Consider the following 24,307-nt stretch of genomic DNA (forward strand, 5'->3'; position numbering starts at 1 on the left):
GCTCGTAGGGTCCCGTTCGCGGCGGCTGTCCGAGACGCGTCTACCCAGACAGCCGATCCGGAAAAGGGTGTCTTCGGCCCGCTGCGGGGTGCGGTGCTCACGACTGCCCTGCCAGGGGGCTTTTGACCTGCGGGTTCTGCGTCCGGCGGACGGCCAGGGCGAGCGTGTCGTCCGCGTGCAGGATGACGGTGTGCATGTCCTCCGCGACGGCGCCGGGGATCTCCCGCACCGGGCGCCGGACATGGGCCTGGGCGGTCTTGACCAGGCGCGCCTCGCCCTCGATGGGGTCCCGCCGGCTCTCGGTCAGGCCGTCGGTGTAGAGCATGAGGACGTCGCCCTCGTGCAGGGTGTCCTCCAGCACGGACTCGCTCCCGGGAAGCGGGAATCCGATGCCGCGGCCGCGGACCTCCAGGTAGTCGGCGCTCCCGTCGGCGCGGACGACCAGGGCCGGCGGGTGGCTGCCGTTGGCCAGACGCAGTGCGCCGGTCTCGGGGCGAATCCGGGCAAGCAGGACGGTGGCCATGATTTCGGGGTCGAACGGCACGAGGATGTCGTGGGTACGGGCCACGATGGATTCCAGCGGATGGCCTTCGAGGGCCAGGGTGCGCACGGCGTGTGTGACGTTGAGGGCGCTGCGGGTACTGCGCACGCCGTGTCCCAGCGCGTCCACGACCGTGATGTGCACCGTGCCGTCGGGCAGCAGGAGCCAGTCGTAGAAGTCGCCTCCCGTGGGTGCGTCCGTATCGGCCGGCGCGTAGTGAACGGCGAGTTCCATCCCGCTGACAGTGATCGGCGGGGGCCGTAGCGCGTCCTCCAGCTCGCGCAGGGTCTGGCCGTGCGCCCGGCGCAACTGCTCGTCCCGTTCCTCCAGTTGGACGTAGAGGGCGAGCACGCCACTGTTGGTCTCGGCGAGTTCGTCCTTGAGCCGGTGCAGTTCGGTGCTGAGGGTGTCGACGCGGGCGAGCGCGGCCGCGAGATCGCTTTCGAGCGCCGCGATCTCCGCCTCGTACGCCTCGGTGGCCGCGCCCTCGCGGGTACGGGCCAGGGCTGTTGCGGCTCCCTGGGGCGCGGGCAGCACGGCGGAGAGCGGCCGGCCCTCCCCTTGGCTGAGCGGGAGGTGCCAGGCCACGGTGCCCTCGGGCGTGGCCTGCCCGGGCAGCGGCAAGTCGGCGGGGCACGGTGCCGCCGCTGCCGGTCCGGCGTGCAGCGTCACGGCCAGCAGCGTCATTCCCCCGGGCGCGGTGCGCTCAACGGCCTCCAGGCGGACCTGGCCGCCGGCGTCGAGGGCGGCCGTGGCCATCCGGGCCACGGAGAGCAGCAGCCGCGCTCTGTTGTGGGACGGAAGCCGGTGCGCCTCGCAGATTCCCCGGACGGCGCGGCGCAGGCTCGGCAGGGTGTGGAAGGTGTGGGGGCTCACGGAAGTCTCTGGCTGGGCCGGGCGGCGATCACGGTCGCATCGTCGCGGCTGAGGCGGTGGCTGTGGGCGAGGGACGCGGCGAGGAGGTGCGGCGGCAGCCGGTGTACGAAGGCCGAGGGTGACCGGGCCCATCGCTGGTCGATGCCGTCGGAGTGGAGCACCGCGGTGGTGCCGGGCGGTACGGGGAAGGACCGCACCTGCGGCGTCGCCATGTTCAGGCCGGCTATACCGGGCTGGCCGGTCAGGCGGTGGCCCACGTCGAGCGGAGTCAGCGTCAGGACCCGTACGTTGCCGATGCCGCTGTACTCCGCTTGGCCGGGGTGCAGGCGCAGCACGCCCACCGCCGCGCCCCGGGTGCGGCGCAGCGCTCGGTGGAGGGCGGTGAGGAGTGCGGGCAGGGGAAGGTCCGGTGCCCGGTGGAAGGACCGTATGGCCGCCTGCGCGGCCTCGGCCGCTTGCGGGCCGTGCCCGAGGCCGTCGACCACGATCGCGGTGCGGGTGGTGCCCTGGTCGACGACGGCGCAGGCGTCGCCGCTGAGCTCCTCGCGGTCCGCCGGCAGGCAGATGGCGCCCACCTCCTGGTCGGCCGGGTGGGCGGCGTCGGGCTCGGTGAGGCGGGCGCAGACGAGGGTGCCCGCCCCGGGCTGCGTACGGATGGTGAGCGCGGTCGCTATCCGCTTCACGGCGCCCAGCCCGGCCCCGAGGGTGTTGCTGGTGGTGAAGCCGTCGGCGAGGCACTGCTGGAGCGCGTCGATGCCGGGACCGCGGTCCGCGGCGACGATCTCCATCCCGCCGCCCAGCGGCAGCGGCTGGATGAACAGCGAGCCGCTGCTGGCGTGTTTGGCGAGGTTGCTGGCCAGTTCCGAGGCGATGACGGCGGCCTGGTCGGGCAGGGCACCCGGCAGGCGGCAGCGCCCGGCCACCGTACGGGCGGTCTCGGCGGCGAGATGGACGGCGCTGTAGTGGTCCACGGCGACATGTGCCGTCGGCAGGGTCTCGGGGGTAGTCACCGCCCCGCCCATCGCGTGGCGATCACGGTCGTGCCCTGTCCGGGCACGGTGTGCAGTTCGAAGTCGTTCATCAGGCGCCGGGCGCCCCCCAGTCCGTGACCGAGTCCCGCGCCGGTGGTGAAGCCGTCGGCCAGCGCCGCGTCGGTGTCCACGATGCCGGGGCCGTCGTCCTTGACCGTCAGACGCAGCCCGGCGTTTCCCCGCAGCGTCAGCTGGTCGATGGTGACGGTGCCCCCTCCGCCGTGGATGTAGGCGTTGCGGGCCAGCTCGCTGGCCGCGGTGACCACCCGGGTCTGGTCCACGATGCTGAATCCGGCACGCAGGGTGGCCGCCCGCACGGCATGGCGGACGGTCAGCAGGTCTTCTTCGATGCGCACGTGGTGAACCGTCCGCTCCGTGTGCGCGGCAGGGTCGGCGGCGTCGGACGCCGTAGGGGCGAGAGCCGCCGTGCGGTCAGTGTTCCGGGCGGAACTCACCCAGGCCCCCTCCGGACGGTTGCAGGCTCTGATGCCAGCCCATCGCAGCCATCGCTTGCTCGGCGTTGAGAGCCGTCTCCACCCCGGTGAGCTGGATGCCCAGCTCGACGAGGGTGATGGCGACCGGCGGCCGCATACCGGCGACGATCACCCGGGCGCCCAGCAGCCGCGCCATGGTGGTCAGCTCCATCAACGTGCGGGCCACGAAGGAATCGACGATCTCCAGGCGGGAGATGTCGATGAGCACACCACGGGCTCCGTCGCTGCTGATCCGGTTGGTGAGCTCCTCGGTGAACGCCACGGCGGTCGTGTCGTCGAGTTCGTTGAGGAGGCCCGTGACCAGCACGTCCCCCAGACGCAGGATCGGGACTCCACCCGAGGCCGGCGCGCTCATCGCTTCTCCAGCGGCGCGTGGTCCGATGCGGCGGCCTCGGTGAGCTTGACGGCCTCTCCAAGGGCGTCGGCGAGGGTGGCGCGGGTCAGAATCGTCGACAAGTCGATGCCGAGCTGCGCGATGGTCTGGGCGATGGGCGGCCGGATGCCGCTGATGACGCAGTCCGCGCCCATCAGCCGCACCGCGTTGACGGTGTGCATCAGATGCTGGGCGACAGCGGTGTCGACGGTGGGCACGCCGGTGATGTCGATGATGGCGACCAGCGCCTCGTGCTCCTGGATGGCCTGGAGGAGGTTCTCCATCACCACCTGAGTACGTGCGGTGTCGAGTGTGCCGATCAGCGGGACGGCCAGGACCTGGCGCCACAGCCTGACGACCGGCGTGGAGACCTCCAGCAGCTGCTGGCTCTGCCGGCGGATGATCTCCTCGCGGCCCTCGACGAAGGTCTCGAACGAGAGCGCACCGGCGCTGTCCAGCAGGCGGTTGATCAGCACCGCGCTGGGGAAGAGGTCGTCCCCCTCGCGGGTCCGCCGCTGGACGGCCTCCAGCAGAGCTTCCTTGAGGGACAGCACCGCCAGGGAGGTCGCGGTGGGCGAGACGCCCCGGCGGGCACGGCGCATGGAGATCTCGGACACCGTCCGGTGCATCTCCTCGTGCGAGGTGACCACGCGCTCGACCGGAAGCCCGAGATCCAGACCGGACAGCAGGGCGCTGACGAGTGCGTCGGCCTCCTCCCCCAGCTCGGCCTCGCTCACTTCCCCGTCCAGCGACGGCTGCGCCAGCTGCAACTGCACCCAACGGTCCGAGATCTCATCGGCCTCTTCGCGCAGCACGCTCGTGACACGCTCGCGTGCGGCAGCTTCAGCGGAACCCAACTGCTTGTCCTTTCGGTCCGGCCGACCCGTGGTGACCGTCGGACTGCTCGCCCGATGGTGCGGCCGGGCCGAGCCGCGCTCGTCGATAGTTGCCTCCCGGCAAATGTTATCGAGCGCGATCAAGCCCGGTAACCCGCGGGCCCCCTCTTCACCCGCCGAGGCGGGGAATGGCCGGACGGCCGAATTGGTGCGGTGGTTTTGCGGCCGGAGACCGGATATGAGACCCGTGCTCTTTCCGGGATCCGGCGGTACGGCGACCCGGTGGGCGGGCCGCGGGCCGCACCTCCTGGATGATCTCACAGCGGCGACCGGCGAGAAGAGCCGCCGCAGGTCGGCGGCTACGGACCCGGGCTACGGGTCGGAGGGCGCCGCCCACGGAGTGCCCCGGCGGCGGACCTCACAAAGGCGGCGAACTCAAGGACGCCGCCCAGCGCCGCACAACGATCCGTGCTCAGTCGAGCCTGTCGCCGAACCAGTCAAAACACAGCACCAAGGCATCATCCAGCGTCTCCGCCGCACGGTATTCGGCCACATCGCGCAGCAGCGCACCCGGCACCAGCGCGGCCGGCAGCAGCCGCGTGGCGAGCAGGCCGCGCGCGAGCGCCGCCTCGACATACGCTCCGCCGCGCGGCGCAGGCGCCTCGTACACCCCGTCGCTCACGAACACCAGACGGTCCCCCGGCTCGACCGTGAGGCTCTCGGCCGCGTAGTGCGACTCCTCGAACATGCCCAGGGGCAGTTGCCTGTCCAGCTCGATGCGCTCGACGGTCCTGCCCCGCAGCCGCCACATCTGCGGCGACCCCGCGTCGATGACCTCCATCCGCCCCGTCGCGAGTTCGACCCGCACGAGCAGCGTCGAAACGTGGGACGCGCCCCGATAGTGGTCGTACACCGCCTGGTCGGCCAGCGCCGCCTGATCGGCGAGGCCGAGGCCGGCCCGCCGGGCGTTGCGCAGCGCGCTGACGGCGAGGTGGGTCAGGAGCGAGGCGTCGATGCCCTGCCCCATGCCGTTGGTGACGGCGAGGGTCAGTTCGTCGCCGTCCGAGGCCCAGTCGAAATTGTCGCCGTGCACCGCATAGGCGGGCTCCAGCTGGGCACCGAGGGCGTACCGCGCGGCGGTGCACGCTCGGGCAGGCAGCAACTGCCACTGCATCTCGGCCGCCAGGGTGAGACGACTGATCCGGCGTACCCGCTGATAGACGTCGGTGTCCCGCTCGGCGACAAGGATCTCGTGCCCCAGCTGGTCGACGACGTGCCTCAGCTCATCCAGGACCGCGGGGGTGGAACGGTCACCGGGAAGCCGGACCGTCAGAATGCCGATCCGGTCGCCCCGCACCGTCACCGGGAGATGGTGGTCGATGGCGTCACCGTGCGGCACCTGCTGCGCGCGGCGCTCCTGGCTCCCCAGCGCACGCCCTTCCGGACTGCTGGAGATGCGCAGCGGTCCGGCCTCTTCCTCGGAGGAGTCGCACGGGCTGAGGACCGTGCCGCCGTAGTCCGTCAGATACAGGCGCACCGAAGTGGCCCCGTAGGCGGTGGCGAGGTGATCACGCACGGTGTCGAGCAGGGCGTGTGGTGCCGACGCGCGCAGCGCCCGGCCCACATCAATGCCATCCGTCATGCTTGCGCGGACCCCCTTCGTGCGGCGCCAAGGGCAGGGTCGGTCTGACAACAGGACGCACAGGGTGACAGAGTGTTCGTGTGTCCCGTTTCACCAGTCGGTCCCCTTCCCGCGAGCAAGCGAGCGCGGCGGCCCTTGCCGCCTCCGAGCTGCTCGAGGTTCTGTGGGGACGCGGACAGGAAGCGGCGCGCTCGGCGGAGGTCTCCCCGTCCCAGCTCCGCGCACTCCTCGTGCTCGAAAAGCGGGAAGGCACGAACCTGCGCACCCTGGCCGAAGCGCTCGCCTCGCGGCCGCCGGCGGTCAGCCGGCTCTGCGACCGCCTGGAGGCGATGGGCCTCGCCGAACGGAGCCCCAGCGCGACGAGCCGGCGCGAGGTCGAGCTGAGGCTGAGCTTGCGCGGCAGAGTGCTGCTGGAGGAGTACCGCGCGGCACGGAGCCGAGACGTCACGGCCACCCTGGAGCAGATGGAACCCGCCGATGTCGCCAAGCTCGCGGCCGGCCTGGAGGCCTTCCACGCGGCGTTCGCCCGGCGCGCGGCCGACGAGGGCGGCCCTTCCGTCCGGGACGACAGCGTCGCGGACAGTGCCTGACCTCACCTGAACTCCGCCTCTCGAGCCGACATCCCCCGCCGGAAACGCTCTGCGCGGACGGAACAAACGGATCTTCGCCGCACGGGGACGCTATCAAACCGGCCCTTCACCACCGGCCGTTCGCCACTGGCCGTTCGGTCGAACGGGGCGCGGTGTGGTGGGCCTCGCCCAGGGGCTCCCGCCCGCGCGTCAGACGGTCAGCTCCGTTTGGGGTGCCGCCGCAGTGATGGGGGTGTGGCGGATGTACCACTCGGTGGCGAAGAGCCGCTTCCGTGCGTCCGGCGGCAGGGCGGCGATCAGACCCGGCAGGGCGCCCCGCTCCACCTCGGAGCGATGGGCCAGTACGGCGGCGATCTTCTGCTCGATCCAGGGGCCGACGTCGACGGTTGCGGTGACCTGTTCGTCCGGAACGCTGTACACCGCCTTGCGCGCGCCTGTCACTTTTCTCAGCGCCGGCACGGCCGAGTGCGGGTGCGTGGCCAAGTAGAGGACACGGGGCTGCCAGGGGGCACCGGCGTCCGGATAGAGCTGAGCGAGTCCGGCCGCCTGGGCAGCCAGCATGGTCACCCGGTGGGTGTGTACGTGGTCCGGATGGCCCGGCAGCCCGCCATAGGCGTCGTGGGTGACCATGATGTCCGGGCGGAATTCCCGGATGTGCGTGACCAGCCGCCCCACCGCCTCGTCGAGCGGTGCCTCGCAGAACCGTACGCAGCCCGGGGCCGATTGCGGCACCCGCGCGTCGGCGTAGCCGAGCATCCGCGGCTTGCCCGCGCCGAGGATCCGCAGCGCCTCGGCCAACTCCTCAGCGCGATGCGTGCCGTTGGCCCAGGTCGCCGTGACGACCGCGGTACGCGCGCCGTCAGCCGCGTGACGGGCGAGCGCTCCGCCCGCCGACAACGACTCGTCGTCCGGGTGCGCGAAGACCGCGAGCAAGCTCGGCGCGGGCATGGGAAGACCACCTTCCGTGACGGCCACGACGGATACCGGCTGACCTCATCGGCCGGGCATCGAGCGTACAGCCGTCGTCGTCGCGATGGTCGTGTTGAGGTGGAGTCCGAGGCGCGACGAGACCGCGGGTGGCTGCGGCGCTGTGTCACCCGACGTACGGCCGCCGGTCGGACCTTGGTGCGTAGCCCGGGGGCGGTCCGCGCCGGACGGTCTGCCACGATGGCGCCGTGCTGTCCGAACTCGCTGCGCCGGAGCCCGTCACCGCGGAGCCGCCGCACTCCCTCGCGCCGGTCCTGCTCACCCAGAGCTGGCTCGATCTGGCGTTCCTGCACTGGGCCGTTGATCCGGCGGAGGTGGCTCCGCTGCTGCCGGCCGGGACGGTTCCGGACACCTTCGACGGGGCCACCTACGTCGGGCTGGTGGCGTTCCGGATGCATCGGGTCGGATGGTTCAAGCTTCCGGGCATCCCCTACCTCGGCACCTTCCCGGAGACGAATGTCCGTCTCTACTCGGTGGACGGCAGCGGACGGCGCGGGGTGGTCTTCCGGTCCCTGGACGCCTCCCGGCTGATACCCGTGGCCTTCGCGCGATCCGTGGTCCGGCTGCCGTATCTGTGGTCCCGGATGTCGGTCCGGCACGACGGCGACACCGTCAGCTACGCCAGCACCCGGCGCTGGCCCGGTCCGCGCGGGGCGCACTGCCGGATCACCGTGCGGAAGGGCGCTCCCGTGACAGCGCCCACCGCACTCGAACACTTTCTGACCGCGCGCTGGGGCCTGCACCACACGTTTCACGGGCAGCCGTCGTATCTGCACAACGCCCATCCGCGCTGGCCGCTGCACCGGGCGGAGCTGCTGCACCTCGACGAGAACCTGATCGCGGCGGCGGGCCTGTCCACGCCGCTGGGGCAGCCGCTCAGTGTGCTGTACTCCCCCGGTGTCCCGGTGACGTTCGGCCGCCCCACCCCGGGCGCCTGAGCCCGTTTCCCTGGCTGAAGGCACGTGCCGCTACGCCGACGACGGCGGCGTGCGGACGCCGGCCCGGGTCGGGCCGGCGTCCCCTGCTCACCCGGTCGCCACCGACTCCGCGGCGCCACGGCCCAGGAGGTCGTGGAGGAGACGGGTGGCGGGGAGATCGGGGTGGAGGTAGACGTGTTCGTTGCTCTGGCCGACGGCTGCGAGGAGAGCGCGGAAGGTCGTCTTCGCGTCCTCGGTCCGTCCGGCGTGATGCTGGGCCTGGGCGAGGAGGCCCAGGTGGAGGGGGCGGCGCAAGTAGGTTCTGGAGTTGCGGAGTTCGGCCAGGGAAGAGTGCATGAGGGTGAGGCCGTCCTCCTGTCCGCAGTGGGTCCGGCCCCAGCCTTCCAGCACGCCCAGCATGCCCTTCCAGTAGAGCAGTCCGTGTTCATCCGCCAGGCGGACTCCTTCGGCGCCGGAGGAGCGGGCCGTACGGGCATCGTCTTCCCAGGCCGCCACGACCGCGTCCACGTAGAGGGCGAAGCAGCGGTCGGAGGGCCTGCTGTCGTACTCGGTGAGGCGCAGCAATTCGCGGCGGCGTGCCGTGGCGGTCGTGCGGTCGCCCAGGAGCCAGCGGGTGAAGGTGTCGTAGGAGCGGCAGGAGACACGGGGGTCGTGCTGGAAGGTACGGGCCAGGGAGTGGCCCTCGTTGGCGTACCCGTCCGCCATGGCGACGCCGTGCTCCAGTTCGGCGAGCGCCTGCCGCAACTGGCCGCGGACGTGGAGGACGATGCCCTCGCCGTAGGCCGCGCCGAGCACCGCGACGGGCTGGCCGGTCCCGTCGGCGAGGTCCCGGAGCAGATGCGAGAACTGGCGTGAGGCGTCGTAGCGGCCGGTGACGATATACGCCGCGCACAGGGCCCAGAGCACCGACGGGTCTTCGGGAGAGCGGGCGGCCGCGCTGAGGGCCCAGCCGCGGGCGAGGGCGGTCTCGGCCTCGGCGTGGCCGTAGCCCCGGGTGGTGGCGAGCACCTGGCCGAGTTGTATGTGCAGCCGCTGGTTCAGGGACGCGGCCGAGGGGTCGCCGGGCGGCAGCAGGCCGACCAGGTGGACCGCGCGGCGCAGCCAGGTCTCCACCTGTTCGTAGGCGAGTTGCTGTTCGGCCTGCTCGGCGGCGCGCAGCAGCAGGGGAAGCGTGTCGGCCGCCGGCAGTGCGCTCTTGGCATGCCAGGCGTGATGGGCGATCCGCTCGATCTCCTCGTCCGCCAGCTGCCCGAGTCTGCGGGTCGATATCCCCTCGACGACTCTCGCGTGCAGCCGCTGCCGGTCCTCGCGGGCGAGCTCGTCGATGAGCGTCTCCTGGACCAGGGCGTGGGTGAAGTGGAGCCGTTCCGGGTGGTGGCGGTCTTCGCCGAGCAGCCCGGCCCGGATCGCCAACTCCAGTGCCTTGGTGACCGGTTCGTCCTCGGTGGCGGTGCGTTCCAGCAGGTCGGTGTCGATCTCGGTGCCGATGACGGCGCACAGCCGCAGCACGCGCAGCACCGTATCGGGGAGGGTGGCGAAGCGCTGGTGCAGGGCCTCGCGGACGCCCGTCGGGACACGGGTCAGGAGCACATCCACCGCGTCGGGCCGCCGCAGGCTCCGCGCGTCGCCCAGGAGGGAGAGGAGCTGCATGACGAAGTACGGGTTGCCCTCGCTGCGCCGGTGCAGCACCTCGACGACCCTCGCGTCGACACCGGGCCCGACGAGGGCGGCGACGGCGTGGCGGGACAGGCCGCCGAGCCGCAGGGTCTCGGTCCGGGGGCCGCGCAGGACCTCGGAGAGCATGCGGCGCAGCGTGGCGTCGGACTCGATCTCGTACTCACGGGCGGTCAGGACGATGCCGAGCGGATGGCCCTGGCTGCGGGTACTCAGCAGTCTCAGGAGGTCGAGGGAGGCGGTGTCGGCCCAGTGCAGGTCCTCCATGAGCAGGACGAGCGGGCGCTGGGCGGCGAGGGCGAGCAGAACTTCGCAGACCGCGTCGTGGGTGAGGAACCGGGCCCGGCCCCAGTCGGATTCCGGGGCCGGGCCACCGGGCCGGTCGGCGCGCTCGGGCAGCAGCGGGGCGAGCAGGGTGCCGAACGGTTCCGCCGCCGCGCGGAAGGCGTCCGGGCGGGTCGTGGACAGTCGTCTGAGGATCTGGGTCCAGACCCAGTACGGTGGCACGCCCTCGCCCAGGAAGCAGTGGCTCCAGATCACCTCCAGGCCGGAGGCGTCCTCGTCGGCACCCTTCCGGCCTGCTTGGGGGGTTCCCAGCCGGAGTGCGAATTCAAGGAGCAGCCGGGTTTTGCCGACGCCGGCGGGGCCGAGGACGCCCGCGACGTGACCGTGCCCGGCGAGCGCGCTCGCCGCCGCGGCGGTCAGCCGCTGTAACTCCTCGCTGCGGCCGGTGAACGGCGACTGGGCGCCCGGACTGCCGCACACGGGGCGGGAGGACTCGGTGTTGGGGTCGTACTCGGGGGTCTTGGCATCCGGTGGCGTGGGACGTGGGTGCTCGTCCGCATTGGCGGTGGGTGATTGCCAGTTCTTGGAGGGCGGCTGCCAATTCTCGGTGGGTGAAGGCCAGTTTTCGGTGGTTGACTGCCAGCTCTCGGTGGTCGAGCGCGAGTTGTTGTGGGTCGAGCGCGAGTTTTCGGTGGCTGGCCGCGTAGGCGTGGTGGTCGGCGGCGTGGTGGTCGGCTGTGAGTACGCGGTGATTGTCGTCGGCCGGTGTGCGTGTCCCGGGCCCCTGGCAGGCCCGTCCGCCTGCGTCCCGGTCGTCCCGGCCTCCTCGGCTGCGGAGCGCTCGTCCGGAGCGGCTGTTCCGCCGCCGATCCCACCGAATGCCTCGGCCGCCGTCGGCCGCTCGGGCTCCTGTGCCGCACACGGTGGGCGCTCCTCCGCCCCCTGTGTGCCTTCGCCGTCGTTCTCTGTGGCACCCCCGAGCGCCGTGGCCGGCAGTGCGGGCCCGGCCGGTCCGGGGCTACCGGGGCGCGGCCCGGCGGCGGGCCGGGTGAGGGGTCCGGTCAGGGACCCGGTCACGGATCCGGTCATGAGCCCCGCCGTGGGCCCGCCCGCCCCCGGCTCCTGGCGCAGGATCGCGGTCCGGACCCGGCGGAGTTCGGCGGCGGTGCCCACGCCGAACTCCTCCTCCAGGTGGACGCGGGTCCGTTCGTACGCTTCGAGCGCCTCGGCTTGCCGACCGAGCCGGGACAGGGCCGTCATCAAGTGGCCGACCAGGCGTTCGCGCGCCGGGTGGAGGCGTGCCTCGCGGTCGAGGTCCGCGGCCACTTCCTGGGCTTCTCCGAGGGCGAGTTGGGCCTCCGCGCAGGACTCCACGGCGGTGAGCCGGACGTCTTCGAGACGCGAACTCTCGTCGCTGAGCGGAGGGTGGCCGTCGAACTCCGCATAGGGCGAGCCCCGCCACAGTGACAGGGCGGCCGTGAACCGGTCGCGTGCGGCGCGTGGGTCGCGTCGTTCCAGCAGCAGCCGCCCTTCGGCGACCAGGCGCTCGAAGCGGCAGGCGTCGATCTGTTCGGGGGCGAGTTCCAGGACGTAGCCGTGCGCGCGGTGGCGCAGCACGGTGGGGCGGTCCGGCCCGGACGCCGGCTGGAGTACGCGGCGCAGGTGGGAGATATGGCTCTGGAGCGTGGCGACGGACTGACGCGGGGGTTCCTCGCCCCACAGCTCCTCGATGAGCAGTTCCGTAGGCACCACCCGCCCCAGGCGTATGAGGAGCAGGGCGAGCAGGGCCCTGCGGCGTGGCGGACCGAGAGGGAGGTCATGGCCGTCGTGGCGCGCCGACATGGGGCCCAGAACGCTCAGTAGGAGGGGGGTTTCGTGCGGCTCGGCCTCGGGGGCCGAGGTGGGGTGCTTCGGCGTCAGGGATGAAGGCATATCGGTCCCAATCGTTCTCGCACGCGCGATCGTGCCGACGGGCTAGTGGCGCAGTGCGGCCGGTGCCCGTCCGAACCGGAGCCTTACACAGAGGATGAGGCGTTCCAAGATCTTCGTCGCCGCCAAGGAGCGAACGGCAAGGTACCCGCAGGAATTTCGGCCAGGATGGCCAAATTCCTCTCAGGAAGTGGCAGGAATCCGGCAGCGTCCCGACCAGGGCGCGGCAAGGGGGATGCCGCAGGATGCCAGTGATCGGAAACCACCCCGAACGGGAGGCCGTGGTCGGAGCCCGCGGTGCCGGCGCCTTCGCGGTCACCCGCTGGACAGACCTTCGCCAAGGCCGCCTCGCAACGGAGAAGGAGTATCGGTCGGATGCGTAACGGATTGCTTGTGAATCCCACGAACCTAGGGCGTGTCTTTTGGATCAGCCCGGATCAGGCCGCGGCGCCTGGTGCGGTGCATCGCAAGGCGGAGCCTCTGCCGCGTACTGGGCGTACTCGGGTGAGGCGACAACGCCGCGAGGTGCCGTGCCAGACGTCGCGGCCCCGGGGTGATCCGAAAGACACACCCTAGGTGTCGCACGGCCACCCTCCGGAGTCCCGCAAGCGGCTGTGGCCTGCCTAGGGTTGCGGTCATGGACGGGCGAGGTCGACGACCTGGGGCAGGCGGGCCGCGTGGACCCCGGTGGCCCCTTTGGCCGTGGGTCCCGCCGGCGGCGCCGGTCGCGACGGCGACCCGGCCGGTCAAGGTAGCGCGTCTCTCAGGAGGCGCACCCGCAGGAAGTCCACGGCCGCCCTCCGGCGTCCCCCTTGGAGCAAGCAGATCGGCCCTCCGACGCTGACGCGATGTCAACAAGCGCCTCTTCAGTGCCGATTCCCCATGATCGTCGGGCATGTGATGTGAAGGGTCCAGTTCCGTGCACTATGCAATTCTCGGGCCGCTCCGCCTGGTCATTAATGGTGAACCTCGACCCATTCGATCCCGGAACTTATCAATTATCCTCGCCACTCTTCTCGTGAAGGCGGGAAGCATTGTCACCGTCGACGACCTCATCGGCGAGGTATGGGCTCAGCCGCCCCAACGGGCGCGCGACGCGATCTACGTACACATCTCCAAACTGCGCCAGCAACTCGGCAACAAGTCCCAGGACGACGTGATATGGAGTCAATTCCCGGGCTATCTGATGCGTCTCCATGGTGAGCAGCTGGACCTCCAGTTGTTTCATCGCCACCGGATCGACGGCCACCGCAACATGGTGAATGGTGACTACAAGGCCGCGGCCCGCGACTGGAAATCCGGGCTCTCCCTCTGCCGAGGCACACTGCTGGGCGGGGCCTACGCCGGGCCCATCCTCGGCAGCTTCGACTCGTGGCTGGAGCAGTCACGCACGGACTGCATCGAGCTGACCGCATGGTCACAGCTCAGCGCGGGCCTGTGTCACGAGGTGATCGACTTCCTCTCCCTGCATCTGACGCGGTATCCGCTGAACGAGATCCTGTACCAGCAGTTGATGCTGGCGTTCTTCTTGTCGCGCCACCGTGCGCAATCCCTCCGGATTTTCCATCGGGCCCGCCAGACACTCGCCGGCGAACTCGGTATCAATCCTGGCGGGGATCTCCGGATGATGCAGGACATCGTCCTGTCCGACGACGTCAGCCGGGCCAAGCGGGTCATTGCGTCCGCCGTGGCGTCACGCGTCAGCGACCTACGGCCTTCGGGAACTCCGACGACCCCCTCCTTCTGTTGATGAGTTCGACACCGGCAATATTTTTCCGGGGCCACCGGCCCTCAGTTGAGAGCGCCGCTCAGCCTTTCCGCTGCGCCGGCCTCGCGCCACAGGAAAGAGAAACCGTGGTCACCTTTCCCCTCCGCACCATTCCGGCGGCACCATGAACGCCCCGGACGCCAGCTCGATGCTGCTCGCCCTCGCCGTACTCGTCCTCGTCTGCCAGGGGATGGCAGCCCTCGCACGCCGCCTGGGCCAGCCCTCGGTGGTCGGGGAGATCGTCGGCGGTGTGCTCCTCGGCCCCACCCTCTTCGGAGGCCGGCTCACCGACACGCTCTTCCCAACCGACATCCGTCCACTGCTCGGCGCGTTCGCGAATGTCGGCGTGGCGTTGTTCATGTTCCTGGTGGGGCTGGAGTTCGACCGGCGCGTCATACGTCAGCAGGCGGGCACGATGGGCTGGCTCGGCGTCGGGGCGCTCGTGGTGCCGTTCGGGCTCGGGTCGCTGTTCGCGCTCTGGCTGCTCGACGCACACCCGAGCAGCCAGCCCACGGCGTTCGTCGTATTCCTCGGTACGGCCATGGCCGTCACCGCCTTCCCCGTCCTCGCACGGATCATCGTCGACCACGGCCTGCTCAACAGCCGGGTCGGCGGACTCGCGCTGGCGCTGGCGGCGGTGGGCGACGTGATCGCCTGGACGGTGCTCGCCGTCGTCGTGGCCACCGTCGGAGCGGACGGGCATTCCTGGCGGCTGCTCCTGCTCCTCCCCTACGCCGCGATCATGGTGTTCGTGGTCCCGCGGCTGCTGAGCAGCCGTCTCGTGAACCGGCTCCCGCAGCGCGCGACCGTGCTGCTCGTGATGGCCGGTGTGCTCGCCTCCGGCGCCGCGACCGAGTGGATGGGGCTGCACCTGATCTTCGGGGCCTTCCTGTTCGGCCTCGTCGTCCCCCGCACCGGGCTGCGCGGTGGCTTCCGGGAGGGGCTGGGCACCTCGGTCGAGCCGCTGGCGTCCTTCCTCATGCCGATCTACTTCGTGGTCGCCGGGTTCCGGGTGGACCTCTCGCACCTCGACGCCGACGCGATCGGCGAGCTGTTGCTGATCCTGCTCGTCGCGTGCGGCGGAAAGCTCCTCGGCGTCTACAGCGGTGCCCGGGCCGCCCGCCTCGACCACCGGTCGGCCCTGGGGCTCGCCACGCTGATGAACGTGCGTGGCCTGACCGAACTGGTGCTGCTGATGGTTGGCCTCTCCATGGGGCTCCTGGATCCCGACCTCTACTCACTGATGGTCGTGATGGCCGTCGTGACCACGGTCGCCTCGGGGCCGCTGTTGCGCTCCAGCATCGGCTCGTCGATGAAGGACGAGGAAGCACTCGGAGCGCGGGTGCCGGTGCCCAGTGCGCCGGTCGAGGAGCGGGAGCAACCTCAGGCGGGGCGACCGTAGTTCGCCACCTCCAGGGGGGACACATCGAGCGTCAACTACTACTTGACGACCCTCATGCGTCAACTTAAAGTTGACGCATGAGCCCACTCGACATCAGCCTCGCCGACCTGATCGCCCGTCTCGACGAGGAGCTCCCCGAAGCCAACGAACTGGCCCGTATCAGCGAGGCGCGACTGCGCGCCCAGACCCTGTCCGACCTCGGTGACCAGCTCATCGACCACTACGTCAGCAAGGCCAAGCAGACCGGCGCGTCATGGACCGAGATCGGCGACGCGATCGGGGTGTCCAAGCAGGCCGCCCAGCAACGTCACGCGCCCGGCCCCTTCGAGCGGTACACCGAGCTCAACCGGCACAGCATCGTGCTGGCGCAGGAGGCCGCCCGAACGCATAAGCACGACTTCATCGGCACCGAACACATGCTGCTCGGCCTGCTCGGCGAACCGCGCGGCCTGGCATATGAGGTGCTGCTCGCGAAGACCGGGTCGGAGCAGCGCATCCGCGACGCGATCGAGGAAGCGCTGCCGCCGGCCGGCGAGAAGGCGCTGCGGGGGCACATCGCGTTCCGGCCGGAGAGCAAGGAGGCCATCGAGCAGGCAGGCCGCGCGTCGGCCGACCTCGGCCACGACTGGGTCGGCACGGAACACACCCTGCTGGGCCTGATCCGCGCCGAGGAGAGCCCCGCCGCGCAGATCCTGCGCACCCTCGGCTTCACGTCAGATGAGCTGCGCGAGACGGTCAAGACCGAGGTCGCCCAACGGTCCGCCACGCGCGACGAGCGGTAGCGAAAGGGGCAGTCACCGCGGAGAACCGGGCCGGCACAGCCTTCCTCCCTGACACGGGATGGTGGGCTCGTGCCGGCAACCTTCCGCCCGTCGGCGCCAAAAGCCTTGTGTGGGTGAGCCGCAGCCGTGCACTACGACTCATGTCGAAGCCGTCAGTAAAGGGCCAGATCCAAGGCGAGACACATGCGATCGCAAGCCGCAGTTACCTCCCCGGCTTCGCAGAGGTGAGCAGGGGCCGGCCCCTCACTCGTGGAAGCGCGTCGTCTCGGCCAGCGGTGCGCGGGGGATGACCGGCATGGTGGCCGCCGCCCCCGGCTCGGGGTAGCCGAAGGAGATGCCGAAGAGCAGCTTGTCCGTGGAGGGGCCGAGGACGGAGCGTACGGCGTCGGCGTAGAAGCCGAGGACGCCTTGCGGGCAGCTGGCGACGCCGTGGGCTGTCATGGCGAGCATCAGGGTCTGGGCGTAGATGCCGAGGTCGGCGGTCATGCGCTCGTCCGCGTCGGCGGGGACCGAGAGCAGGGCCACGTGGGGCGCGCCGTAGAAGCGCAGCCCCTCCAGGAACGCCCGCCGCCGCCCGGCGCGGTCGCTCCGGGCGATGCCCCGTGCTTCGTGCATGATCGCGCCGGCCGCATAACTGCGTTCCGCGGCGGCCCCGGTGTAGGGGTGCAGCGGGAAATCGGGGCTCGGCTTGCCCGATTCGGCGGCTTGGACCAGTGCTTCGCCGAGCCGTTGGCGGGCCCCGGCGCTGACGACGTCGACCGACCAGGGCTGGGTGTTCGAGTGTGAGGGGGCCGCGGCCGCGAGGTCGAAGACCGAGGTGATGACGGTGTCGGGTACCGGATCGGGCCGGTAGGCACGGACCGCGCGCCGGCCACGGATGAGCCGCTCGGCCACAAGTGGCTCCAGAGAGGTTTCGAGAGAAGTCACGAGCACTCCTTTCTGTGGGTGCGTGCCACGGATCGGTCTCCACGACGATCCGGGCCGGGCACGGACGGTCCGTTCACCGACGGGTCAGGCCCGCGGGGCGGGGCAGGACGAGGCGGGAGAAGGAGCGCCCCTCACCACGGCAGGTCGCAGGAACCGTGCAGGCGCTGTGCCTCGATTCCGCGGCCGCGACAGGCCGCCACGAACCGTTCGGCAGCCTGCACCGGCGCCGCGTTCTCGTCGAAGGTCGTGGTCGTCAGGTACCACACCCAGGGTTCGTGGCCCATGGCGTAGACGTAGGCCCGGTCGCACCCGAGGGCCTCGGCGAGTGCCATGGCGCCGATGTCGTCATTGCCGTTCAGGCGCCGGCGCACGGCCATCTCACGTGCGGGCTCGTGGGTGAACAGGGGCCCGTAGAGCCAGGTCAGCGGGGCGCCCTCGCACTCCATGCCCAGGAAGAGCACATCGACCTTGCCGATGGCCCGCCGCACATGCGCGTACGCCGCGGGGTCGATCGTGGAGGTGTCGGCGGCGAAGAGGACGGACCGGCCGTCGGACTCCAGCAGCCATGCGGACTTGGAGATGGCGAGGTCGCCGTGCTCACCGAAGAAGGGGACGGCGGTGAGCCGGCCCATCGCCGTCTCGATCTGCTGAAGCTCGCCGAGTTCGATCACCCGGGGGAAGCCCGCGGCCTCCAACGCCAGCCGCAGCGACGGGTCCTGAAGCGATCCCGCGTCCGACCGGGGCACGACGATCGTGCCGATCCGGGTGCGCAGGCGGAGGAGCGATTCCAGTACCAAGTGGTCCTGGTGCCCGTGGGTGATCAGGACGTGGTCGATGTAATCGGGCAGATCGCTGTCGACCAGGCGGGGCCCGGCGCCCGGGAACGCGGGCGGCAGCAGGGGGTCCACCAGGATCGCGCCCTGGTCGTTCTCGGCCAGGACGCAGGCGTGTCCGAGGTAGCGGATGCGCGGCTCCGTGACCGGCTCCCTGCGGGTGGCCTTCGCCGGGGCGTCGGCCGCGGTGAAGTAGGGCGCCAGCTTGCGGGCCGTGTCGGAGGTGAGCTCCAGGGCGTCCGCGACCTCGCCGAGCGGCCGTGGGGTGCGCAGCGTCGAGAACATGACGTCGACGCCGGGGTGGTGGAAGGGCACCGGCAGCACGGTCCGCTCGTCGGTGGCGAGACGGGGGGTGGAGAGGGCGAAGGGGCGGCGGTCGGCCCGGAGGGGTTCCAGCGCGAGGGACTGACCGTCCGTAGAGGCGTAGTCGCTGCGGTAGAGCAGGGCCTCGATCAGCCGGAACGAGGCGTTGTCCTGGAGGTCGTAGACCAGCTCCACATAGCCCTGGAGCGGCTCCGGCACCAGGGGGTAGAGCTCTTCGAGTGGCGCGCCCGGGGCGGCCTTCGCGAGCAGGTCCTGAAGTGTGTCCACCGCGGTGTCGAATTCGAGCAGCCGGGCGGCCCGCCGCCGGGTGTCCGCGATCAGGGCTTCGACATCCGCCGAGCGGTCGCCGCCGAGGTCCATGAACGGGCCGCCGGCCAGCGCCGGTGTCCGGGAGGACCGCTGGTGCACCGCCGGTGCTTCCAGGTACGAGGTCATGATGGGCAGCTGGCGGCGGGCGATATTGCGGGCCGCGGTGCCCGGCGAGAGCAGGTGCGACCAGGCGTACCAGTGGTCGATCAGGGGCTCGACGACGACGTCGGAGCGCAGCGAGACGGGCTGCCGGGTGTTCGGGATCGTATTCATCGGACGCGCCTTCCCTGTCCGGCCCGGACTCGGTCGAGGGTGTAGGGGGTGAGGCCGCCGCCGTCGACGATGCCCTGAAGGGCTCCGAGGTCGGCGAACTCCATCTGTCGGTCCGCGCAGGTCACGACCCGGCGGGAGACGTCCACACTGACCGGTGCACCGGTGATCGACTCGTCGAAGCCGTGGTCGATGACGACGGGAAGCAGCAGGCCCATGTTGACGCAGTTGCGGAAGAAGATGTTGCCGAAGGATTTGGCGATCACGATGCGGGCGCCGGCGTAGTGCAGCGCCTGCGGGGCGGTCTCCCGGCTGGAACCGCAGCCGAACTCCGTCCCGGCGAAGATCACTTTGAAGGGGGAGGTGCCGGTGTCCGGGTCGACGAACGGCGTCTTTGCCGGGTAGTCGACGAGTGCGATCCGGGCGAGCTGATCCGGCCCCTCGTAGGGCTCGTAACGTCCCGGGCTCATCACGTCGGTGTCCACGAAGTCCCCCACTCCGTAGGCGAGGCCACTGATGATCATGACGGCAACCCTTCGTTCCCGGCCGACGCGGCGCGGCGTTTCCACGCCATCCCCGACAGCACCTCCAGCACAATCCGGTTCGCGAGATAGGCCGTGATCTCCCCCGGCCCGTCGTAGGGCGGCGAGAGCTCGACGATCTCCGCGCCGACGAGGTCCACGCGCTGGGCGCAGGTCCGGACGGCGTCAAGCAGCTCGCGGCTGGTCAGTCCGCCCGGTTCGGGCGTCCCCGTCGCCGGGGCCATGCCCGGGTCGACGACATCGATATCGATCGTCAGATACAGCGGGCCGGGCCCGATCTGGTCGAGGACGTCGTCCAGGCAGGTGTCGAGGCCGCGGGAGCGCAGCTCCGACATCGTGAGCGAGCGCACCCCGAGCCCGGCCGCCCATTGGAGCGTGCGCGGCCCGGGCCAGTACCCGCGCAGCCCGATCTGGGTGAACCGGTCACCCGGCACGGTGCCGGACTCCAGGAGCCGGCGCATGACGGTGCCGTGGCCGTACTCCGCTCCGAAGTCGCTGGTGTCCCCGATGTCCGCGTGGGCATCGAAGTGGACCACCGAGAAGGTCCCGGGGCCGCGCCGGGAGGCGATCCCGCGCATCGTCGGCCAGGCGATGCTGTGGTCGCCGCCGAGTGTGAAGGGGATCGCTCCCGCGGCCACGACCTCGCTCACCGTGCGCTCAAGGAGCTGGTGGGCCCGCTCGGTCTCTCCCGGAGGGGTGGGCACGTCCCCGGCGTCCACGATCTTGAGTTCGGTGAACGGGTCGACCCCGAGGCCGAGATGGGGCCGGTAGGGGACGTGCGGCAGGTAGTCGGTCCGGCGGATGGCCTGCGGGCCGAACCGTGTGCCCGGCCGGTGGGACGTGGTGCCGTCGAAGGGCGCTCCGAGGATCACCACGTCGGCGCCCGCGTACCCGGCGGGGCTCTGTTCGCACCGTGGCAGCCCGAGGAACGAGGTCTCCGGGCCGAACACCCCGCGGTAGTCGGCCCGGCGCACCGCGTCGTCGTAGTCCTGTGGTGCGTCGGCGGCGGGTCCGCCCGGCCCGCCTGGCGTGGATGGGGTCATCGCTGGGTTTCCTCCTCCGCCACCACGGCGTCGAACGCGTCGCAGACCGCGGCGGCCATCTCTTTGGTGGTGCAGGGCGCGCTGCCCGGTCCGGCGATGTCGGGGGTGCGGCACGACTCGACCGCCCGCTCGACGCCGTCGGCCAGGTGGTCCGCCCATCGGGGGGCGCCGAAGGTGTGACGCAGCATCAGCTCTACGGAAGCGATCGTGCCGAGCGGGTTGGCGTGTCCGGTGCCGGCGAGGTCGGGGGCCGTGCCGCCGACCGGCTCGTACAGCGCGAACCCGGTGGGGCTCAGGGTGGCCGAGGGGAGCAGCCCCAGCGAGCCGCACACCGCACCGGTGATCTCGGAGAGCACGTCGCCGAGCAGGTTGCTGGTGACGATGACGTCGAAGTCGGCCGGGCGCAGGACCATCTGCATCGCCATCGTGTCGGCGTACATGTCCCGGACCTCGACGTCCGGGAAGGCCGGTGCCTCCTCGGCGAGGACCTCCAGCCACAGTCCGAAGACGTCGGGGATGGCGTTCGCCTTGTGCACCAGGGTGAGGCGGCGGCGCCGGGCCTCGGCGTGCTCCAGGGCGCAGCGCACGATGCGGCGGATCTCGTCCTCGCGGTAGTACATCTCCTGCCCGGCCCACCGTTGGCCCGCGTCGACCCCCGTCCGGCGTCGCCCGTAGTAGACGCCCGACACGAGTTCGCGCACGAGCAGCAGGTCGACACCGTCGAGACGTTCCGGCCGGAGGGGCGAGACATCGCGCAGCGCGCGCAGCGGGCGGGCCGGGCGGAGGTTGGCGAACAGGTCGTAGCGGCTGCGCAGTTCGCCGATCGGTTCGTCGGCCGTCGCGCCGAACAGGACCGCGCCGTGCGGTGTCGCCGCGACCTGGTCGATTTCGTCGCGCACCGCGTCGGGCAGCCACTGTCCGGTGCGCTCGTACGCCGGGAGCCCCACCGCGTGTTCGCGGATCGTGGCGTCCAGTCCGGCGCGGTCGAGGACGTGTTCCAGGACGTGGCGCGCGGCGCCCACGACCTCCGGCCCGATCCCTTCACCGGGAAGGACGAGCACCGTCGGTTTCGTTGTCGGCGTCATCGGCTACTCCGTGATCCGGCCGGCGAGCGCACTGCGTGCGGCCACGATCGGCGATGCCAGGTAGACGGACGACTTGGGATTGCCCATCCGCCCCCGGAAGTTGCGGTTGGTCGTGGACAGGCAGACCTCACCGTCGCCGACGACCCCGCCGTGCGCGCCGTAACACGCCTTGCAGCCGGGCGACTCGACGACCGCCCCGGCGGCGAGAAGCGTCGACATCGTGCCGGACAGGGCCAGCCGGCGGTAGATCCCCATGGTGGCCGGCACGATCATGAGCCGTACTCCGGGCGCCACCCGCTTCCCGGCCAGCTCGGCGGCGGCCACCTCGATGTCGTCGTACTTCGCTCCGGTGCAGGACCCGATGTAGACCTGGTCCACCCGGATGTGGTCGGCCATCGCCTCGTCGATCGAGTGCACATTGTCCGGCCGGTGCGGATAGGCGACGGCGGGGCGCAGTTTCTCGGCGCTGTATTCCAGGCGGCGCGCGAACGGGGCACCGGGGTCGCTGGTCACCGGCTCGTACGGGACGGTCCGCGGCCGTGCGGCCAGATACTCCGCGGCGGCGGGCGACAGGGCCATGATGCCGTTGACCGCGCCGGCCTCCACGACCATGTTGCACAGCGTCATCCGCTCCTCGACCGACATCGTGTCGATGGTGGAGCCGGTGAACTCGATCGACCGGCCCGAGGCGCCGCCCATGCCGAGGTCGCCGATCAGGGTCAGGATCACGTCCTTGGCCAGGACGCCCGGCGGGAGTTCGCCCTCGATCCGGACCTCGATGCTCTCCGGGACCCGGAACCACAGATCGCCGGTGTAGAAGGCGTTGACCATGTCGATCATGCCGACGCCGGAGCCGAAGGCGTTGAACGCCCCATAGGTCACCGAGTGCGAGTCCGTGCCGAGCACCACGGTCCCGGGCTGGACGAGTCCCTCGTCGCACATCATCACGTGGCAGATGCCGTAGTTCTCGCCGTACGGGTAGTGGTGTGTGATGCCCTGCTCGGTGGCGAACTGGGTCATGCCGGCGGCGAGTCGGCGCGATTCGGCGTCCTTGGCGGGTACGAGATGGTCCTCGAAGAGGGCGATCCGCTCGGGGTCCCACACGGTCGCGTCCGGGCCGAACGCGTCGCGGAACTCGCGGCGGAGACCCTCGCACACCGGGTCGTGGGTGAACGCCATGTCGATGCCGACCTCGACGATCTCCCCGGCGACGACATGGTCCCGGCCCGCGGCCCGGGCGAGGATCTTGTGGGTCATGGTCTGCGGAATCATGCGGAGACTCCCCTCACTTCGAGCAGCTCACGGATCTCCGACGGTTCGAGCCAGCGGTCGTGCGCGTGCGCCCGTGCCAGCACCGCGTCGACGTTGACGTCATCGACCGGGGCCCCGACCGAGGCGAGCGCCTCACGGGCGGCGGCCCGCCCGCTCGTCGGCCCGACCATGATCGACTGGGTGCGTCCGAGCACGGCGGCGGGCACACTGGAGAACACCAGGTCCTCCGCCTCCCGCCCCCAGCGCCGGGCCTTCACCAGGGCCGCGACATGGGTCCCCGTGCACGTGGCGAAGGCCTGATCACCAATCAGGGGCGCATTGCGCCGCACCGGGGAGCCCGTCGCCTCGGCGAGGCGGCGGCAGTGCTCGACCACCCGGTCCATCCGGTAACCCTGGTGTCCGGCCTGGTAGAGGTACATCAGCACCGATTCGAGCGCGGTGTTCCCCGCTCGCTCCCCCAGGCCGAGGAAGGCGCCGCTGATGGTGTCGGCCCCGGCCTCGGCGGCGGCGATGGCGTTCGCCACCGCGAGCCCGCGATCGTCGTGGCCGTGCCACCAGATCTTCACCGCCGCGCCGTGGTTGCCGGACGGCAGGCCGGCCAGCGCGCGCTGTACGGCCGCCCGCACCGCCCGCACGATCTGCGCGGCGCCCTCGGGGGTCGACTCCCCGACCGTGTCGCAGACGGTGAGCACCTCCGCGCCCGCACCGACCGCCACATGGACCAGCTGTTCAAGTTCCTCGGGCGGCGTACGTGTGGCGTCCTCCAGGCTGACGCCGAACCTCGTGCCGTCGTCCCGGGCCGCCGATCCCGCGGCCGTGATGCGCTCCAGAACGCTGTCGAGGGTCCAGCCCTCGACCCGCCGCCGCAGCGGGCTGCATCCGACGAAGAAGTCGGCCCACACATCGCGGTCGGTGCCCCGGTTGAGCCGGCTGATCGGGGCGATGCTCGCCGGGTCGGCCAGCGCCAGAAAGCGCGGCACCATCGGGAGACCGCGGCGGTCGAGGTGTTCGACGAGTTCGGCGGCCTCCGCGAGGGCGCCCGCTGAGCTCGACGGAAAGCCGAGCATGGCCGCCTCGACCCCGATCGCCGCGGCGGACTCGACCAGCGTTTTCTTCACTTCGACGGAGGGATGGTGCACAAAAGCACCCTGCAAACCGTCCCGCAGACTGTCGTCCTCGATCCCGACGTGTGTAATTCCGCGTGATCGCGGATTCCAGGTGAACAATTCCTCGACGCTCCCAGACATCACTCCACCTCTAATCGAGACCGGCCAGACAGCCTGACATCGGTCCGCCGACCGAAAAGAAAAGCAACGTGCAGTGCTGGTGTAACAGATCGGATCACCGGTGCACCAGTGTTCCGAGGGGAATCTAAAGCCCACCCTAAACGGGACCTAAACGATGCCTGAAAGGCAGCTGACGGACCGCCTGAAGGATAATTCGGATGCTCTTGAACAGCCGTCAGGACTGTGTTCTGGTGGAGCTCGGGACAGCAACGGTCATCGTCAGTCCCATTGCCCGGCAAATTCCCCTTGCCGGCAATCTCGTCCGGAT

The 24,307-nt window shown here is 70.9% G+C and carries 20 protein-coding genes; 5 read left to right on the top strand and 15 right to left on the bottom strand.

Annotated elements, in window-relative coordinates; genetic code table 11:
• Positions 1-97 precede the first annotated feature (97 nt).
• From QT196_RS02855 to QT196_RS02880, 6 genes are all read right to left on the bottom strand, one after another.
• Positions 98-1,417 carry a SpoIIE family protein phosphatase gene (locus QT196_RS02855; protein ID WP_290354273.1) on the bottom strand — a complete coding sequence of 440 codons (1,320 nt, stop codon included), beginning with the start codon at positions 1,415-1,417 and terminating at the stop codon, positions 98-100.
• Positions 1,414-2,427, bottom strand: coding sequence for a SpoIIE family protein phosphatase (locus QT196_RS02860; protein WP_356948456.1), 1,014 nt, complete (start codon positions 2,425-2,427; stop codon positions 1,414-1,416). Before QT196_RS02860 ends, QT196_RS02855 begins: the two co-directional genes overlap by 4 nt.
• Complete coding sequence (locus QT196_RS02865; RefSeq protein WP_248000995.1) at positions 2,424-2,804, bottom strand: anti-sigma regulatory factor; 381 nt, start codon at positions 2,802-2,804, stop codon at positions 2,424-2,426. Before QT196_RS02865 ends, QT196_RS02860 begins: the two co-directional genes overlap by 4 nt.
• Positions 2,805-2,880: 76 nt before the next feature.
• The gene (locus QT196_RS02870) at positions 2,881-3,297 is read right to left on the bottom strand and encodes an STAS domain-containing protein (RefSeq protein WP_168477248.1); all 417 of its coding nucleotides are present in this window, start codon (positions 3,295-3,297) and stop codon (positions 2,881-2,883) included.
• Positions 3,294-4,172, bottom strand: coding sequence for an STAS domain-containing protein (locus QT196_RS02875; protein ID WP_290354275.1), 879 nt, complete (start codon positions 4,170-4,172; stop codon positions 3,294-3,296). The genes QT196_RS02870 and QT196_RS02875 overlap by 4 nt, the downstream gene beginning before the upstream one ends.
• A 451-nt stretch (positions 4,173-4,623) precedes the next feature.
• Positions 4,624-5,793: a GAF domain-containing SpoIIE family protein phosphatase gene (locus QT196_RS02880; RefSeq protein ID WP_266735182.1), complete on the bottom strand. Its 1,170-nt coding sequence runs from the start codon at positions 5,791-5,793 to the stop codon at positions 4,624-4,626.
• A gap of 80 nt (positions 5,794-5,873) precedes the next feature.
• On the opposite strand from QT196_RS02880, the gene QT196_RS02885 reads away from it, so the two are divergent.
• Positions 5,874-6,383 carry a MarR family transcriptional regulator gene (locus QT196_RS02885; protein WP_168477253.1) on the top strand — a complete coding sequence of 170 codons (510 nt, stop codon included), beginning with the start codon at positions 5,874-5,876 and terminating at the stop codon, positions 6,381-6,383.
• 189 nt (positions 6,384-6,572) lie between these two features.
• On the opposite strand, the gene QT196_RS02890 is transcribed toward QT196_RS02885, so the two are convergent.
• Entirely contained in the window at positions 6,573-7,331 is a 759-nt protein-coding gene (locus QT196_RS02890; protein ID WP_290354276.1) for a PIG-L family deacetylase, read from the bottom strand.
• A 227-nt stretch (positions 7,332-7,558) separates the two neighbouring features.
• Here QT196_RS02890 and QT196_RS02895 point away from each other — a divergent pair, with 227 nt between their 5' ends.
• Positions 7,559-8,308: a DUF2071 domain-containing protein gene (locus QT196_RS02895; RefSeq protein ID WP_168477257.1), complete on the top strand. Its 750-nt coding sequence runs from the start codon at positions 7,559-7,561 to the stop codon at positions 8,306-8,308.
• A gap of 87 nt (positions 8,309-8,395) precedes the next feature.
• Here the strand turns inward: QT196_RS02895 and QT196_RS02900 are convergent, their stop codons facing one another.
• Positions 8,396-12,199 (bottom strand): BTAD domain-containing putative transcriptional regulator, encoded by a 3,804-nt coding sequence (locus QT196_RS02900; protein ID WP_168477258.1) that lies wholly within the window; start codon positions 12,197-12,199, stop codon positions 8,396-8,398.
• 916 nt (positions 12,200-13,115) lie between these two features.
• On the opposite strand from QT196_RS02900, the gene QT196_RS02905 reads away from it, so the two are divergent.
• From QT196_RS02905 to QT196_RS02915, 3 genes are all read left to right on the top strand, one after another.
• Positions 13,116-13,946 carry an AfsR/SARP family transcriptional regulator gene (locus QT196_RS02905; RefSeq protein WP_266735175.1) on the top strand — a complete coding sequence of 277 codons (831 nt, stop codon included), beginning with the start codon at positions 13,116-13,118 and terminating at the stop codon, positions 13,944-13,946.
• 142 nt (positions 13,947-14,088) lie between these two features.
• On the top strand, positions 14,089-15,366 hold the full coding sequence (locus tag QT196_RS02910) for a cation:proton antiporter (protein WP_168477262.1): 1,278 nt from the start codon (positions 14,089-14,091) through the stop codon (positions 15,364-15,366).
• 77 nt (positions 15,367-15,443) lie between these two features.
• Positions 15,444-16,148: a Clp protease N-terminal domain-containing protein gene (locus QT196_RS02915; protein ID WP_168477264.1), complete on the top strand. Its 705-nt coding sequence runs from the start codon at positions 15,444-15,446 to the stop codon at positions 16,146-16,148.
• A gap of 243 nt (positions 16,149-16,391) precedes the next feature.
• Here QT196_RS02915 and QT196_RS02920 read toward each other — a convergent pair whose 3' ends face one another.
• From QT196_RS02920 to QT196_RS02950, 7 genes are all read right to left on the bottom strand, one after another.
• On the bottom strand, positions 16,392-17,075 hold the full coding sequence (locus QT196_RS02920) for a nitroreductase (RefSeq protein ID WP_290354277.1): 684 nt from the start codon (positions 17,073-17,075) through the stop codon (positions 16,392-16,394).
• Between the two features lie 131 nt (positions 17,076-17,206).
• The gene (locus QT196_RS02925) at positions 17,207-18,814 is read right to left on the bottom strand and encodes an MBL fold metallo-hydrolase (protein ID WP_168477266.1); all 1,608 of its coding nucleotides are present in this window, start codon (positions 18,812-18,814) and stop codon (positions 17,207-17,209) included.
• Positions 18,811-19,335, bottom strand: coding sequence for a 3-isopropylmalate dehydratase (locus QT196_RS02930; protein WP_168477268.1), 525 nt, complete (start codon positions 19,333-19,335; stop codon positions 18,811-18,813). Before QT196_RS02930 ends, QT196_RS02925 begins: the two co-directional genes overlap by 4 nt.
• Positions 19,332-20,396 (bottom strand): agmatinase, encoded by a 1,065-nt coding sequence (gene speB / locus QT196_RS02935; protein WP_168477270.1) that lies wholly within the window; start codon positions 20,394-20,396, stop codon positions 19,332-19,334. The genes QT196_RS02930 and speB overlap by 4 nt, the downstream gene beginning before the upstream one ends.
• On the bottom strand, positions 20,393-21,481 hold the full coding sequence (locus QT196_RS02940; RefSeq protein WP_168477271.1) for an isocitrate/isopropylmalate family dehydrogenase: 1,089 nt from the start codon (positions 21,479-21,481) through the stop codon (positions 20,393-20,395). Before QT196_RS02940 ends, speB begins: the two co-directional genes overlap by 4 nt.
• Positions 21,482-21,484: 3 nt before the next feature.
• A complete protein-coding gene (locus QT196_RS02945) occupies positions 21,485-22,753 on the bottom strand; it encodes an aconitase/3-isopropylmalate dehydratase large subunit family protein (RefSeq protein WP_168477273.1) in 1,269 nt (422 codons plus the stop codon).
• Entirely contained in the window at positions 22,750-24,000 is a 1,251-nt protein-coding gene (locus QT196_RS02950) for a hypothetical protein (RefSeq protein ID WP_290354278.1), read from the bottom strand. Before QT196_RS02950 ends, QT196_RS02945 begins: the two co-directional genes overlap by 4 nt.
• Positions 24,001-24,307: the final 307 nt, after the last annotated feature.

It is taken from the genome of Streptomyces sp. P9-2B-2 (assembly GCF_030406865.1).
GTDB lineage: Bacteria > Actinomycetota > Actinomycetes > Streptomycetales > Streptomycetaceae > Streptomyces > Streptomyces platensis.

Coding starts and splice junctions, on each gene's coding strand:
- QT196_RS02870 (WP_168477248.1), bottom strand. CDS start 3,297: ATGAGCGCGCCGGCCTCGGGTGGAGTCCCGATCCTGCGTCTGGGGGAC.
- QT196_RS02880 (WP_266735182.1), bottom strand. CDS start 5,793: ATGACGGATGGCATTGATGTGGGCCGGGCGCTGCGCGCGTCGGCACCA.
- QT196_RS02890 (WP_290354276.1), bottom strand. CDS start 7,331: ATGCCCGCGCCGAGCTTGCTCGCGGTCTTCGCGCACCCGGACGACGAG.
- QT196_RS02900 (WP_168477258.1), bottom strand. CDS start 12,199: ATGCCTTCATCCCTGACGCCGAAGCACCCCACCTCGGCCCCCGAGGCC.
- QT196_RS02910 (WP_168477262.1), top strand. CDS start 14,089: ATGAACGCCCCGGACGCCAGCTCGATGCTGCTCGCCCTCGCCGTACTC.
- QT196_RS02915 (WP_168477264.1), top strand. CDS start 15,444: ATGAGCCCACTCGACATCAGCCTCGCCGACCTGATCGCCCGTCTCGAC.
- QT196_RS02925 (WP_168477266.1), bottom strand. CDS start 18,814: ATGAATACGATCCCGAACACCCGGCAGCCCGTCTCGCTGCGCTCCGAC.
- QT196_RS02930 (WP_168477268.1), bottom strand. CDS start 19,335: ATGATCATCAGTGGCCTCGCCTACGGAGTGGGGGACTTCGTGGACACC.
- speB (WP_168477270.1), bottom strand. CDS start 20,396: ATGACCCCATCCACGCCAGGCGGGCCGGGCGGACCCGCCGCCGACGCA.
- QT196_RS02940 (WP_168477271.1), bottom strand. CDS start 21,481: ATGACGCCGACAACGAAACCGACGGTGCTCGTCCTTCCCGGTGAAGGG.
- QT196_RS02945 (WP_168477273.1), bottom strand. CDS start 22,753: ATGATTCCGCAGACCATGACCCACAAGATCCTCGCCCGGGCCGCGGGC.
- QT196_RS02950 (WP_290354278.1), bottom strand. CDS start 24,000: ATGTCTGGGAGCGTCGAGGAATTGTTCACCTGGAATCCGCGATCACGC.